This is a genomic window from Actinokineospora guangxiensis (assembly GCF_042657845.1).
GTDB lineage: Bacteria > Actinomycetota > Actinomycetes > Mycobacteriales > Pseudonocardiaceae > Actinokineospora > Actinokineospora guangxiensis.
The window spans coordinates 372,617-386,003 of sequence record NZ_JBHSKF010000001.1; the positions used below are offsets into that span (position 1 = coordinate 372,617).

Below are 13,387 nucleotides of genomic sequence, written 5' to 3' on the forward strand. Positions count from 1 at the left end.
TCTGACCCGATGTCGACCGGCCCGGCCACCTACGCGGCGGCGGGGGTGAGCATCGAGGCGGGCGACGAGGCCGTCGAGAAGCTCAAGCCGTGGGCCGCCAAGGCGACCCGACCGGAGGTGCTGGGCGGCATCGGCGGCTTCGCCGGCCTGTTCAGGCTCAAGCTGGACCGCTGGCGTGAGCCGGTGCTGGCCTCCTCCACCGACGGCGTCGGCACCAAGATCGCCGTCGCCCAGGCGCTGGACGTGCACGACACCGTCGGCATCGACCTGGTGGCGATGGTGGTGGACGACCTGGTGGTGTGCGGCGCCGAGCCGCTGTTCCTGCAGGACTACATCGCCGTCGGCAAGGTCCTGCCCGACCGGGTCGCCGCGATCGTCAAGGGCATCGCCGAGGGCTGCGTCCAGGCGGGCTGCGCCCTGCTCGGCGGCGAGACCGCCGAGCACCCCGGCCTGATGGCCGACGGCGCCTACGACATCTCCGCGACCGGCGTCGGCGTGGTCGAGGCCGACGCCGTGCTGGGCCCGGAGCGGGTCCGCCCCGGCGACGCGCTCATCGCCATGGGCTCATCCGGCCTTCACTCGAACGGGTACTCCTTGGCCCGGCACGTGCTGCTGGACATCGCCCGCATGCCGCTGGACGGCCACGTCGAGGAGTTCGGCCGGACCCTGGGCGAGGAGCTGCTGGAGCCCACCCGCATCTACGCCAAGGACTGCCTGGCCCTGACCCAGGAGGCCGACGTGCGCACGTACGCGCACATCACCGGCGGCGGTCTGGCGGCCAACCTGGCCCGCGTCATCCCGCCGGGCCTCAAGGCCACCCTGGACCGGGGCACCTGGACCCCGCAGCCGGTGTTCTCCCTGATCGCCCAGCGCGGCCGGGTGGAGCGCGAGGAGATGGAGCGCACCTTCAACCTCGGCGTCGGCATGGTCGCCGTCGTCGCCCCGGAGGACGTCGACCGCTCCCTGGCCATGCTCACCGCCCGGCACGTCCCGGCCTGGGTGGCGGGCGAGGTCCGCCCCGAGTCCGACGAGTCGATCCCGCGCGCCGAGGTCGTCGGGGACCACCCCAGGTTCTAGAGCCCGGCGTGGGCCAGCTCGACACAGGCGTTCCCGCCACCCGCGCCGTGGCTTGAAGCCCTCGACCTCGACCATGTCGGCCGCGTTGGCGAACTGGAGGATCGAGAAGGTCGAGTCCATGCCCGGGCGCGAGTCCCCCTCGACGGTGGCCGCGTGGTCGAAGCCGGACCGACCCGGCTCTGGGCCGCCGTCGAGGCGGGCTTCGCCGAGCGGCAGTGGGTCTGGTGCGACGACCCGGCAGGCGGCCAGGCCTGGCCGCTCGACGCGCGCTTGCGATGATCCGGCGGTGCCTCAGGACAACGATCACCCGGCGTGCGAGCGGTGCGGCCTGCCGGTGCGGGTGAGCAGGCGGTACTACGAGACCTTCGAGCGGATGCACTACGTGTGCTTCCACTACGCCTTCGAGCACGGCCACTCCCAGGGCGACGGAGACCCCGACGAGACCTGCGGACTCGACGGGTGCCCGTCAGCGCCCGCCGCGGACCACAAGGACCGGGTGGTCGCGGTGTTGCGGGAACTGGTCGACGACTGGGCGGACGGCCCGCCCGCGGACTGGGGCACCCTCGCCCTCCCGGACTACCTCGCCGCGGTGGCCGCCTGGTTGCGCGACTGCGACGGCCACCACGACGCCCGGGGCGTTCCAGTCCCCGCCAGCGGCTGGGAGGTCGTCGCCGCCGCGTTGCGCGCCGCGAAGGCGCCCGAGTAGGCGGCCTCTCGCGGCGCGCATAATCGCCGGGCAACCCGGCGGCGCCCTGGCCCGTACTACGGGCTGGGTGAGTGGGGAGGCGCCGTGGGGGATCGGGAGACGGAGTTCGGGGAGTACCTGGACAGCCGGGCCTCGGTGATGCGCCGGACCGCCTACCTGCTGTGCGGTGGCGACTGGCACCGCGCCGAGGACCTGGTGCAGACCACGCTCGCCAAGATCTACGTCGTCTGGCCGCGCCTGCGCCGGGATGACGCCATCGACGCCTACGCCCGCAAGGTCATGGTGCGCACCGCCATCGACGAGTCGCGGCGGGCGTACCGCAGGCGCGAGTCGGTGACCGACGCCCCGCCCGAGGTGCCGGTGCACCCGCCGGGCACCGAGGACGCGATCGACGTGCGGGAGGCGCTCAAGCGGCTGCCGCCGGGGCAGCGGGCGGTGGTGGTGCTGCGGTACTGGGAGGACCTCTCGGTCGCCGAGACCGCCGCGGCGCTGGGCAAGAGCGAGGGGACGATCAAGAGCCAGGCGGCCAAGGGGCTGGCCGCGCTGCGCGCCATGCTGGCCGTGGAGGAGGTGACCCTGTGAGCGATGAGGACGTGCGGCGGATGCTGTCGGCCGCGGTGGGCGGGGAACCGCCGCTGGGGCTGGACCGCGAGGCCGTCTTCGCCGAGGGCAGGCGCAGGCTGCGGGTGCGCCGGACCGCGACCGTCGGCGGGGCCGCCGTCGCCGTGGTGGCGGTGGTGCTGGGCATGTCGGCGCTGTCGGGGGCGCAGTTCGGCCTGCGGGAGGACGTCGGGCCCGCCGCGCCCGCCCCGGCGACCACGAGCGGGTCCGCGTCCACGACATCCCCGCTGACCTCACCCCCGGCGGTCGCGCCCGAGGCCACCGTCACCGCATCTCCGCCCACCACCGACCGGCTGGGCGCGGTGCTGCGCGACGCCAAGATCCCCTGGCCGCGCGGGGTCGCCGTCGAGGGCGAGGGCAAGGAGTGGTTCGCCTTCGACCAGTCGGGCACGGCCACCTTCAACCTGGTCGCCAAGGACGCCGCGCGCAGGCTGCTCACCGTGCGGGTCTACCCGGGCGGCGCGCCCGAGTTCGTCTGCAGGGAGGGCTGCCGCATCGAGCCTGCCCCCGACCGCACGCTGGTGGCGGTGCGCCACGCCAAGCCCACCGAGGCGGGCGGCCCGATCGCCGTCGAGGTGATGACCATGTCCGGCACGGGCCGGGACGTGCAGGTCGTGGAGACCGCGGGCTTCGGCCCGCCCTGGCGGGTCGAGCCCCTGCTGCCCGACGACGTCCTCGTGGCCATCGCCACGATCCCCGGTCTGGCGGGGGGCCGGTAGGAACCCCCGGGGTTGGGGTGGCCGTGGCGAGGCGGGTGCCGCCGCGCCCTCGACGCGCGCCCCCGGTGAGGCGTGCCCGAGCACGACAGGTGTCCACTCCCGTGCCTTCCCCTACCCCGTCCGCGCGCCTGCGCGGCCTCGCCTCCCCTGGTCATCGCCCCGCTCAGCCACGCGCACGGCCTGGGCCACCTCATCGCCGCGGTCACCCTGGCCGGGGTGTTCCAGGTGGTGCTCGGCGTGGCCCGGCTGATGCGCTTCATCCGGCGCTCGGTGATGGTCGGCTTCGTCAACGTCCTGGCGATCCTGATCTTCCTGGCCCAGGTGCCGGAGCTGCGCGACGTCCCGTGGGCGGTCTACCCGCTGGTGCTGGGCGCGCCGGCGCTGATGGTCCTCTTCCCGAAGGTCACGACCGTGGTGCCCGCGCCGCTGGTCTCGATCGTGGTGCTGACCCTGATCACCGTCGGCGCGGGCATCGCCGTGCCGACCGTCGGCGACAACGGCGCTGGTCGGGCCGATGGAGTCGCTGATGACCGCCAAGCTGGCCGACGACATCACCGACACCCGTCGAACAAGACCCGCGAGTCCGTCGGGCAGGGCGTGGCCACCATCGTCACCGGGTTCTCCGGGGGCATGGGCGGCTGCGCCAAGATCGGCCAGACCATGATCAACCTGAAGGTGTCCGGCGTCCGCACCCGGCTCTCGACCTTCCTCGCGGGCGCGTTCCTCATGGTGCTGTAAGTGGTGTTCGGCCCGGTCGTCTCCGACATCCCGATGGCCGCGCTGGTCGCGGTGATGGTGATGGTCTCGGTCACCGCCATGGTCATCGTCGCCCGGCGGGTCGCCCACGTCGCCGAGGTCACCGCCGTCACCGACCCCGACGGCACGAGCGTGGTCTACCGGGTGACCGGCGAGCTGTTCTTCGCCTCGCCAACGCCCTCGACGCGGTCGAGACCAAGTACCGCCACCGCGGCAAGACCGTCGAGATCACCGGGCTCAACCCCCGCAGCGCCCACCTGCACAGCAGGCTCGCCGGCGAACTCACCGGAGGGCACCGACCGGGCGGATAACCGCTGGACGGATCGGGCATCCTCTTCACCGTGGCAGGGGAACTCATCGTCTCGCGGTCGCTGGTGATCCCGGCGGCCGAGTTGAGCGAGCGCTTCTCCCGCTCGTCGGGGCCCGGCGGGCAGGGCGTCAACACCGCCGACAGCCGCGTCGAGCTGTCCTTCGACGTCGCCGCCTCCAAGGCGCTGCCCGAGCACCTGCGCGCCCGCGCCCTGGAGCGGCTGGCGGGCCGCCTGGTCGACGGCGTGCTCACCATCGCCGCCAGCGAGTTCCGCGCGCAGCTGGCCAACCGCGAGGCCGCCCGCGAGCGCCTGGCCGCCCTGCTGCGCCAGGCCATCGCGCCGCCCCCGCCCGCGCGGCGCGCGACCAAGCCCAGCCGCGGCGCGCGTGAGCGCAGGCTGGACTCCAAGAAGCGCCGCTCGGCCACCAAGCAGACGCGCAGGCGCCCCGACCTCAGCTGAGCCGGTAGCGGCGCTCCGGGCGGCCCGTCGTCCCGTAGCGCAGGCGCACGGCGGCGCGGCCGGTCGCCACGAAGTGCTCCAGGTAGCGCCGCGCGCTGACCCGCGACAGGGCCGCCGCCGCGGCGCACTCGGCCGCCGACATCTCCCCGCCGCGCAGCGCCGTGGCGACCAGCTCCGCGGTCTGCTCGGTGAGCCCCTTCGGCAGCCCGCCGCCCGCCCTCGGCCGGGCGCCGAACACCTCGTCCACATCGGACTGGCCAGCCGTGCCGAGCGTGGTGAGTCTGCTGTGGAGGGTCGCGAAGTGGGTCAGCTGGTCATACAGTGCGGCGTAGGCGAACGGCTTGATCAGGTAGTGCAGCGCGCCACCGCGCAGCGCGCCGCGGATGGTCTCCACATCCGTCGCCGCGGTGATCACGATGACGTCGGGGTCGACGTCGCCGTTGCGCAGCGCGCGCAGCACATCGAGGCCGGGCATGTCGGGCAGGTAGATGTCCAGCAGCACCAGGTCGGGGGACAGCTCGTCGACCAGGCGCAGCGCGTCGGCGCCGGTGTGGGCGGTGCCGACGACGGCGAAGCCCGGCGTGCGCGCGACGTACCCGCTGTGCACGCGCGCGACCATGAAGTCGTCGTCCACCACCAGCACGGTGATCTCCGCGGCTGTCATGGCTTCATCCTGGCGGTGAACACGGCCCCGTTGTCGTTGTGCACCTCGACCGACCCGCCGCGCCGCACGCAGGTCTGCCGGGTGATCGCCAGGCCCAGCCCGCGCCCGCCGCCGTCCTCGGCCGCCTTGGTGGTGAACCCGTGGCGGAACACCTCCTCGGCGATCTCCGGGGCGATCCCCGGCCCGGAGTCGCGCACCACCACGCGCACCTCGTCGGGCGCGTGGGCGATCGACACCTCGATCCAGCCGCGCCTGCCGCCGAGGGCGTCGACGGCGTTGTCGACCAGGTTGCCCAGCACGGTCACCAGGTCGGCGGAGAGCCGCTCGTCCACCGGACCGAGCGCGCTGGCCGGGTCCAGCCGGATGCCCGCGCCCTGCTCGGCGGCCAGGCTCGACTTCGCCACCAGCAGCGCGGCGACGGCCGTGTCGGCGATGCGCGCGGACACCTCGCCCTGCCAGGCGCGCTGGGTGCCGCTGACCCGGTCGACGTAGTGGCGCAGCTCGTCGTACTCGCCCAGCTCGATCAGCCCGGCGATGGTGTGCAGGCGGTTGGAGAACTCGTGCGCCTGCGCCCGCAGGGTGTCCGTTGTGGACCGGTTGGCGTCCAGGGCGTTCTGCAGGGCGACGATCTCGGTGCGGTCGCGCAGGGTCACCACCGCGCCCGCCGGGTCGATCGGCATCCGGTTGAGCACCAGCACCCTGCCCTTGCGCAGCACGATCTGGTCGGCCCCCTCGGTGCGGGCGGTGAGCACGTCGATGATGCGCTCGTTGAACCCGAACGCCGTCACCGGCACGCCCGTAGGGTCCTGCGGCAGGGCCAGCAGCTTGCGCGCCTGGTCGTTGGCCAGCGTGACCCGCCCGGCGGCGTCCAGGCCCAGCACGCCCTCGCGGATGCCGTGCAGCATGGCCTCGCGGTGCTCCACCAGCCCCGCGATCTCGGCGGGCTCCAGGCCGAGGGTCTGGCGCTTCACCCGCCGCGCCACCAGCAGCGACCCGCCCACCCCCAGCACGGTGGCCACGGCCAGGATCGCCAGCGCCTCGCTGGGGGAGTGGACGATCCCGGCGAACAGCGACGGCGCGTCCACCCCGGCGGCCACGATCCCCACCACAGCCCCGTTCTGGTCCACCACCGGCACGTGCGCCAGCAGCTCGCCGCCGACCTCCCCGGTCCACGCCCGCCCCTGCCGCACGGTGCTCTCGCCCAGCGCCATGGGCTCGCCGACCTGCGCCGGGTCCGGCGAGGTCAGCACCCGCGTGTCGGGCAGCGCGATCCGCACCGACCTGGCCCCGGAGAGGTTGCGCGCGCTGGTCGCGAACGTGGGCAGCTGGTGGTGGCGCAGCGGGTCCAGCAGCGCCGCGCGCACCCCGGGCGTGGCGGCCACGTCCTCGGCGACGTTGAGCATCCGGCGGCTCTGGTCGTCGGTGTAGGCCTCCCGCGACTGCACCGCCGAGAACACCGCGACCGCGCCCAGCAGCGCGGCCACGATCACGAACTGCCAGCCGAGGAGCTGGCGGGCCAGGGAGCCGGTGCCGGGCATCGGCCCAGTGTGCACCGCGCCGGGCGGCCGGTCCCGTGAACACAACGACCACAACGTCCGCAACGGGCGCAAGCGCGACAGGGCGTTCACCCGCGGGCAACATGCCGGTCCAGGAAGTGACCCGGGTTACCCGAGGAGGCGGACGGTGGTTGGACGGCTGGTCGCGGTCGTGGCCGCGATTGCGGCGGTGTTGCTGATACCGCCCCTGATCGTCTCCGGTGGGGACGACGACCCGGGCCAGCGGGTCCGGGGGCTGCGGGTGCTGGTGCCCAACTCGCCCGGCGGCGGCTACGACGTCACCGCGCGCACGGCGGCCAAGGCGATGGAGGACAGCGACCTCGCCAGCGCCGTCGAGGTGTTCAACCTGCCCGGCGCCGGCGGCACCGTCGGCCTCGGGCGGCTGGTCAACGAGCGCGGCAACGGCAAGCTGGTCATGTCGATGGGGCTGGGCGTCGTCGGCAGCGTCTACACCAACAAGTCGCCGTCCACGCTGGCCGAGACCACGCCGATCGCCAAGCTCATCGAGGAGCCCGACATCGTCGTGGTGGCCGATGACTCCGAGTACGGCGACATCGGCGAACTCCTGGCGGCGTGGCGGGCGGACCCGGGCGCGCTGCCGGTCGGCGGCGGCTCCTCGCCCGGCGGGCCCGACCACCTCGCGCCCATGCTGATGGCCGAGGCCGCCGGGGTCGAGCCGCGCGCGGTCAACTACGTGCCCTTCGACGGCGGCGGCGAGCTGCTGGCCTCGGTGCTCGGCGGCAAGGTCGCCTTCGGCGTCTCCGGCATCGGCGAGTACCGCGACCAGATCCAGGCGGGCGACCTGCGCGTGCTCGCGGTGACCGGGCCCGAGCGCATCGACGGCGTGGACGCGCCGACGCTGCGGGAGGCCGGTGTCGACGTCTCCTTCACCAACTGGCGCGGCATCGTCGCCCCGCCCGGGATCAGCGACACCGACCGCGACCGGCTCATCGCCGTGTTCACCGCGCTGCACGCCTCCCCGCAGTGGAAGGACGCCCTGGCCCGCAACGGCTGGACCGACGCGTTCCAGCCGGGCGCGGAGTTCGGCGCGTTCCTGGCCGCGGAGAACGACCGGGTCGCCGGGGTGCTGAAGGGGCTGGGGCTGGCATGAGCGCGGAAACCGACGAGCGGGGCTCCTGGCTCAGGGAGCGCTCGGAGCTGGGCGTGTGCGTGCTGCTGGCGGTGCTCGGCGGGCTGGTGCTCGTCGACGCGCTGTCCATCCCCACCGACTTCGCCCAGCGCGGGCCCGTCGGCCCGAAGGCGGTGCCGGTGCTCGTCGGGGTGTCGCTGCTGGTCGTGGCCGCCGCACTGGCGCGCGACGTGCTGCGCGGCGGTCGCGGCGAGGCCGAGGGCGGCGAGGACGTCGACCTGAGCGCCCCCGGTGACTGGAAGACCGTGCTGATGCTCTGCGGCGCGTTCCTCGCCGCGACCGCGCTGATCGGCACCGCCGGGTTCCCGGTCGCGGGCTTCGTCCTGTTCTGGGGCGCGGCGTACGCGCTCGGCAGCCGCGGGCACGTCCGCGACCCGCTGATCGCCGCCGCGGTGTCGGTGCTGACCTACGTCGTCTTCGACGTCCTGCTCGGGGTTCCGCTGCCCGGCGGCCCCCTGATGGGAGTGCTCTAGATGGACCAGCTCCTCGACGGGTTCGCCACCGCGCTGACCCCCGGCCACCTGCTGCTCGCCGCCGTCGGCGTGCTGCTGGGCACCGTCATCGGCGTGCTGCCCGGCATCGGCCCGGCGATGGCCGTGGCCCTGCTGCTGCCGGTGACCTACGGACTGGAGCCGACCGGCGCGTTCATCATGTTCGCGGGCATCTACTACGGCGGCATGTTCGGCGGCTCCACCACCTCGATCCTGCTCAACACCCCCGGCGAGAGCGCGGCGGTGGTGGCCGCCATCGACGGCAACCCGATGGCCAAGTCCGGGCGCGGCGCGCAAGCGCTGGCCGCGGCGGCCATCGGGCACTTCATCGGCGGCATGGTCGGCACCACGCTGCTGGTCGTCCTGGCCCCGACGGTGGCGTCGCTGGCCGTGGACCTCGGCGCCCCCGACTACTTCGCGATCATGGTGCTGGCCTTCGCTGCGGTCACCACGGTCCTGGGCAGCTCCCGGGTGCGCGGCCTGGCCTCGCTGCTCATCGGCCTCACCATCGGCCTGATCGGGCTGGACGAGATGACCGGGCAGCAGCGGCTGACCTTCGGGTCGCTGGAGCTGGCCGACGGCATCGACGTCGTCATCGTCGCGGTCGGCCTGTTCGCCGTCGGCGAGTCGCTGTGGGTGGCCGCGCACCTGCGCCGCACGCCGTTCAAGCCGATCCCCGTCGGGCGGCCGTGGCTGGGCAGGGCGGACCTGCGGCGGGCCTGGAAGCCGTGGCTGCGCGGGCCGCTCATCGGCTTCCCGTTCGGCGCGCTGCCCGCGGGCGGCGCGGAGATCCCGACCTTCCTGTCCTACGCGACCGAGAAGCGCCTGTCCAAGCACCGCGACGAGTTCGGCAAGGGCGCCATCGAGGGCGTCGCCGGGCCGGAGGCGACGGCCAGCGCGTCGGCGGCGGGCACCCTGGTGTCGATGCTGACCCTCGGCCTGCCCACCACGGCCGTCGCCGCGGTCATGCTCGCCGCCTTCCAGCAGTACGGCATCCAGCCGGGCCCGCTGCTCTTCGAGCGCGAGTCGACGCTGGTGTGGGGGCTGATCGCGAGCCTGTTCATCGGCACGGTGCTGCTGCTGGTGCTCAACCTGCCGCTGGCCCCGCTGTGGGCCAAGCTGCTGCGCATCCCGCGGCCCTACCTGTACGCGGGCATCCTGTTCTTCGCGATGGTCGGCGCGTACGCCGTCAGCGGGCAGGCCGCCGACCTGCTGGTGCTCTTCGCCATCGGGATCATCGGCCTGGTCATGCGCCGCTACGGGCTGCCGGTGCTGCCCGCCATCCTCGGCGTCATCCTCGGCCCGGCCGCCGAGCAGCAGATGCGCCGCGCCCTGCAGATCTCCGACGGCGCGCTGACCGGGCTGGTCAACACCACGTTCTCCATCACCGTGTACGTGATCGTCGCCCTGCTGGTCCTGTGGCCGCTGGCGCGCAAGCTGCGCCGGTAGGGAGCCGCCGGGGAACAAGCGGCGCGGGAACAAACGGCGCGGCGGGCTCCTTGGTTCTTCGTGAGTAGTCGAACCAAGGAGCCCAGCCGTGAGTCTGCTTTTCAGCCCGCTGACCCTGCGCTCGGTCACGATCCCCAACCGGATCGCGGTCAGCCCCATGTGCCAGTACAGCGCCGTGGACGGGGTGCCGAACGACTGGCACCTGGTGCACCTGGGCTCGCGGGCCGTCGGCGGGGCCGGGATGGTCATCGCCGAGGCGACGGCCGTCGAGCCGCGCGGGCGCATCTCCCCGGCCTGCACCGGGATCTGGTCCGATGAGCAGATCGCGGCGTGGAAGCCGATCACCGCGTTCCTCGCCGAGCACGGCGCGGTCGCGGCCGTGCAGCTCGCGCACGCGGGGTTCAAGGGCTCGACCTCGGCGGTCGGCGACGGCGGGGTCGCCGACGACGACGGCGGCTGGACCCCGGTCGGCGTGACCGACGTGCCCTTCCGCGAGGACTACCGCACGCCCACCGCGCTCACCGAGGACGGCATCGCCGAGATCGTCGCCGACTTCGCCCAGGCGGCGCGCAACGCCCTCGCCGCCGGGTTCCGGGTGGTGGAGGTGCACGCCGCGCACGGCTACCTGCTGCACGAGTTCCTCTCGCCGCTGACGAACACGCGCACCGACGGCTACGGCGGCGACGCCGAGCGCAGGCTCCGCTTCGCCACCGAGGTCGTCGCCGCGGTGCGCGCCGCCGTCGGGCCCGAGGTGCCCGTGCTGGTGCGCGTCTCGGCGACGGACTGGACCGACGGCGGACTCACCGGCGACGACACCGTGCAGATCGCGGCCGCGCTGGTGCGCGCGGGCGCCGACCTCATCGATGCCTCCACCGGTGGGCTGAACCGCGGTCCGGTCCCGGTCGGCCCCGGGTACCAGGTGCCCTTCGCCGAGGCGATCCGCCGCAAGGCGGACGTGCCCACGGCGGCCGTCGGCGAGATCACCGAACCGGCGCAGGCCGAGGACGTGCTGGCCACCGGCGCGGCCGACCTCGTCCTGCTCGGACGTGAGTCGCTGCGTGACCCGTACTGGCCCCGCCGCGCCGCGGCGGAGCTGGGCGCGCCCATCACCGCGCCCAGGCAGTACGCCAGGGCTTGGTGATACGCGCGGAGCGAGGCCGCCCCGCCTGAGCGGGGTGGCCTTGTCACGCGGGCGAGAGGGGCCCGGCACCGAGCGGCGCCGGGCTTGCGTCAACGGCGGTAGTCGTCGTAGCCGTCGTCGTCGTACTCGTCGGACTCGATTCGCTCAGAGTCGGAGCCACCACTGGATTTGGGGTCACCCGACAGCTCGCGCTGCAAGGCCCCCACGTCCATGTGGTGGCTGCTGTACTTGAGCTCCCGGGCCACCTTTGTCTGCTTGGCCTTGGCTCGGCCGCGCCCCATGGCTCGACCCCCTCGCACACGAGACGGGGCGGCCGGGGGAATCGGCGGCCCCGTAGATGTCGACAGTTGATTCCTGCTAACTACCGTACCGTGCCGAAGGGGTTCGATGCCACGCGGCTCGGTGTGCAGAACCCGACACCCCCGGCCCGGCCGCCCCGCCACCGCCGCCCGCCCGGTTCGTGGAACGATGGACGGGTGCCTCGTCCGTTCGTCGCCTACCTGCGGGTGTACGAACCGCTGTCGGCATTTCCCCCCGCGTCCCGTGATCGACTCCGGCACCTGGCGGAGAAGTCCCCCGTCGACCGGGCGGATGTGGGAAACCATGAGCAGTTGATGTGGCTTAAGTCACAGGACTACGGCCTGGCCGCCCTCCCCGGCGAACGTGCCGACGGCTCCCCCTTTCCCGTCCGGGAAGTCATGACGGCCCGCTCCGCGTCCGGTGACCTGCTGGTATGCCCGCTCGACCTGCGCGCCCGCGCCGCCGCCGCGATCGTCGGCTTCCTCTCCACGGCCGGGGACTCCCTGCGCGAGGCGACCCTCGGCGGCGCCGCGGAGAAGCTGCGCCAGAAGGCGGGCGCGGTCCTGGGCGAGCTGACCGGCGGAGCGGTCCACGTGGTGTCCACGACGTGGACGGTGCCGCTGCCGTGGTTCGTCCTGGTCCTGCCCGACGAGCGCGTGATGGCGGACGGGTCGGTGTACTGGCAGGTGCCCATGGGGACGGCTCGCAAGCGCGTCCAGCGGGCCTTCGAGCTGGCCGAGTCGACCTTCGGGGAGTCCGGGCCGACCAAGGTCCTGCAGGACACCTCGCGCTGGCTGGCCCACTTCCACGAGGCGTCGCTGGTGGAACTGGACTACGGCGGCCTGGTCGAACTGCTGGACGAGGAGACCATCGAGTCCGACACCTCGGCCGAGGACGTCAACGCCATCCTGGACGCCATCGAGCACCCCGACCCGGGCGCGGTCGCCGAACGCTTCGAGCGCCTCCGCGAGTTCTGGAGCGACCTGGCGGTCCGAGAGCGGATGCAGTAGCGCGGGCCCACACCCGGGCCTGCTCAGCGCAACTCGTCCAGCAATCCCCCGCGAAGCCGGGCGGCGCCCACCGGCACCCCGCCGCCCAGGATGTCCCGCTCGGCCTTGTCCTCCAGCTCGGGAGCGTCGTACCCCAACGCCCGCAGCACCCCCACCAGGATCGGCGTGCGGGGCCGGGGAGCGCCGTCATCGATCTTCATCGCCATGGCGGTGCCGTCCGGCAGGGCCATCGCGTGCACGCCCTCCGCGCCGCCCTTGACCAGCAGCCCGGGGATGGCCTGCATCAGCTCCGTGTCGTCCCGGTCGGTGCCGCCGACCAGGTGCGGGTGGGTGCGCATGGCCTCGGCGACGCGGTGTTCGTGGGTGCCGTCGGGGGCCAGCATCAGGCGGGAGTAGCCGGTGGCCAGGCCGGTCAGGGTCAGGGCGAACAGGGGAGCGCCGCAGCCGTCGATGCCGATGGTGTGGATGTCCTCGCCCGTCATCTGGGTGACGGTGTCGGCGATGGCCTGCTGGGCCGGGTGCTCCGGGTCGAGGTAGGAGGCGGTGGGCCAGGCGTGCTGCACCGCGGTGGCCAGCATGATCGCGTGCTTGCCCGAGCAGTTCATCGCCGCGCGGCGCTTGCCGCCGCCGCCGGCGATCACCCGGTTGCGGGCGGCCTCGTTCATCGGCCAGTCGTGCGGGCAGCCCAGGTCGTTCTCGGCCAGGCCGGACTTGCCGAGGATGCCCAGCACCTGCTGGACGTGCTCGGGCTCGCCGCTGTGCGAGCCGCAGCCGACGGCCAGGTCGGCGTCGTCGGGCAGGTCGAGGCCCGCGCGCAGCAGGCCGAGGGTTTGCAGCGGCTTGTTGCACGAGCGGGTGAAGACCGGCTCGGTGACCTCGCCGATGGCCAGCCGGACACCGCCGTCGGGGGCGAGGACGACGACGGAGCCGCGGTGCACCGACTCCACGAAGCCGGAGCGCAGGACTTCGACCAGGAC

Annotated in this window: 15 protein-coding genes and 1 pseudogene; 12 read left to right on the top strand and 4 right to left on the bottom strand. The window is 73.7% G+C overall.

Features of this window, described 5'->3' with window-relative positions; genetic code table 11:
* Window positions 1–9 precede the first annotated feature (9 nt).
* The 7 genes and pseudogenes from purM to arfB all read left to right on the top strand — a co-directional run bounded on the left by purM (window position 10) and on the right by arfB (window position 4,649).
* Window positions 10–1,077, top strand: a complete 1,068-nt coding sequence (gene purM / locus ACFPM7_RS01695; RefSeq protein WP_378243807.1) for a phosphoribosylformylglycinamidine cyclo-ligase — start codon at window positions 10–12, stop codon at window positions 1,075–1,077.
* Between the two features lie 153 nt (window positions 1,078–1,230).
* Window positions 1,231–1,356, top strand: a complete 126-nt coding sequence (locus tag ACFPM7_RS01700) for a hypothetical protein (RefSeq protein WP_378242986.1) — start codon at window positions 1,231–1,233, stop codon at window positions 1,354–1,356.
* A gap of 7 nt (window positions 1,357–1,363) precedes the next feature.
* On the top strand, window positions 1,364–1,783 hold the full coding sequence (locus tag ACFPM7_RS01705; RefSeq protein ID WP_378242988.1) for a DUF7660 family protein: 420 nt from the start codon (window positions 1,364–1,366) through the stop codon (window positions 1,781–1,783).
* Between the two features lie 84 nt (window positions 1,784–1,867).
* Window positions 1,868–2,365, top strand: coding sequence for a SigE family RNA polymerase sigma factor (locus ACFPM7_RS01710; protein ID WP_378242990.1), 498 nt, complete (start codon window positions 1,868–1,870; stop codon window positions 2,363–2,365).
* On the top strand, window positions 2,362–3,123 hold the full coding sequence (locus tag ACFPM7_RS01715) for a hypothetical protein (protein ID WP_378242992.1): 762 nt from the start codon (window positions 2,362–2,364) through the stop codon (window positions 3,121–3,123). Before ACFPM7_RS01710 ends, ACFPM7_RS01715 begins: the two co-directional genes overlap by 4 nt.
* A 126-nt stretch (window positions 3,124–3,249) precedes the next feature.
* Window positions 3,250–4,190: pseudogene (locus ACFPM7_RS01720) on the top strand (SulP family inorganic anion transporter); the annotation flags it as partial.
* Window positions 4,191–4,220: 30 nt separating this feature from the next.
* Window positions 4,221–4,649 (top strand): alternative ribosome rescue aminoacyl-tRNA hydrolase ArfB, encoded by a 429-nt coding sequence (arfB, locus tag ACFPM7_RS01725; protein WP_378242994.1) that lies wholly within the window; start codon window positions 4,221–4,223, stop codon window positions 4,647–4,649.
* On the opposite strand, the gene ACFPM7_RS01730 is transcribed toward arfB, so the two are convergent.
* Both ACFPM7_RS01730 and ACFPM7_RS01735 read right to left on the bottom strand, forming a co-directional pair.
* A complete protein-coding gene (locus ACFPM7_RS01730; protein ID WP_378242996.1) occupies window positions 4,642–5,313 on the bottom strand; it encodes a response regulator in 672 nt (223 codons plus the stop codon). The two genes, arfB and ACFPM7_RS01730, sit on opposite strands and share 8 nt — an antisense overlap.
* On the bottom strand, window positions 5,310–6,851 hold the full coding sequence (locus tag ACFPM7_RS01735; RefSeq protein WP_378242998.1) for a sensor histidine kinase: 1,542 nt from the start codon (window positions 6,849–6,851) through the stop codon (window positions 5,310–5,312). The genes ACFPM7_RS01730 and ACFPM7_RS01735 overlap by 4 nt, the downstream gene beginning before the upstream one ends.
* 145 nt (window positions 6,852–6,996) lie before the next feature.
* Between ACFPM7_RS01735 and ACFPM7_RS01740 the strand changes: the two genes are divergently transcribed.
* The 4 genes from ACFPM7_RS01740 to ACFPM7_RS01755 all read left to right on the top strand — a co-directional run bounded on the left by ACFPM7_RS01740 (window position 6,997) and on the right by ACFPM7_RS01755 (window position 11,100).
* A complete protein-coding gene (locus ACFPM7_RS01740) occupies window positions 6,997–7,980 on the top strand; it encodes a Bug family tripartite tricarboxylate transporter substrate binding protein (RefSeq protein WP_378243000.1) in 984 nt (327 codons plus the stop codon).
* A complete protein-coding gene (locus ACFPM7_RS01745; protein WP_378243002.1) occupies window positions 7,977–8,492 on the top strand; it encodes a tripartite tricarboxylate transporter TctB family protein in 516 nt (171 codons plus the stop codon). Before ACFPM7_RS01740 ends, ACFPM7_RS01745 begins: the two co-directional genes overlap by 4 nt.
* On the top strand, window positions 8,493–9,959 hold the full coding sequence (locus tag ACFPM7_RS01750) for a tripartite tricarboxylate transporter permease (RefSeq protein WP_378243004.1): 1,467 nt from the start codon (window positions 8,493–8,495) through the stop codon (window positions 9,957–9,959).
* Window positions 9,960–10,047: 88 nt separating this feature from the next.
* Window positions 10,048–11,100 (top strand): NADH:flavin oxidoreductase/NADH oxidase, encoded by a 1,053-nt coding sequence (locus tag ACFPM7_RS01755; RefSeq protein WP_378243006.1) that lies wholly within the window; start codon window positions 10,048–10,050, stop codon window positions 11,098–11,100.
* A gap of 89 nt (window positions 11,101–11,189) precedes the next feature.
* Here ACFPM7_RS01755 and ACFPM7_RS01760 read toward each other — a convergent pair whose 3' ends face one another.
* Complete coding sequence (locus tag ACFPM7_RS01760) at window positions 11,190–11,381, bottom strand: DUF3073 domain-containing protein (protein WP_378243008.1); 192 nt, start codon at window positions 11,379–11,381, stop codon at window positions 11,190–11,192.
* 195 nt (window positions 11,382–11,576) lie between these two features.
* Here ACFPM7_RS01760 and ACFPM7_RS01765 point away from each other — a divergent pair, with 195 nt between their 5' ends.
* Window positions 11,577–12,410, top strand: coding sequence for a DUF8083 family protein (locus ACFPM7_RS01765; protein WP_465251818.1), 834 nt, complete (start codon window positions 11,577–11,579; stop codon window positions 12,408–12,410).
* 23 nt (window positions 12,411–12,433) lie between these two features.
* Here the strand turns inward: ACFPM7_RS01765 and ACFPM7_RS01770 are convergent, their stop codons facing one another.
* On the bottom strand, window positions 12,434–13,384 hold the full coding sequence (locus ACFPM7_RS01770; protein WP_378243809.1) for an asparaginase: 951 nt from the start codon (window positions 13,382–13,384) through the stop codon (window positions 12,434–12,436).
* Between the last annotated feature and the right edge of the window lie 3 nt (window positions 13,385–13,387).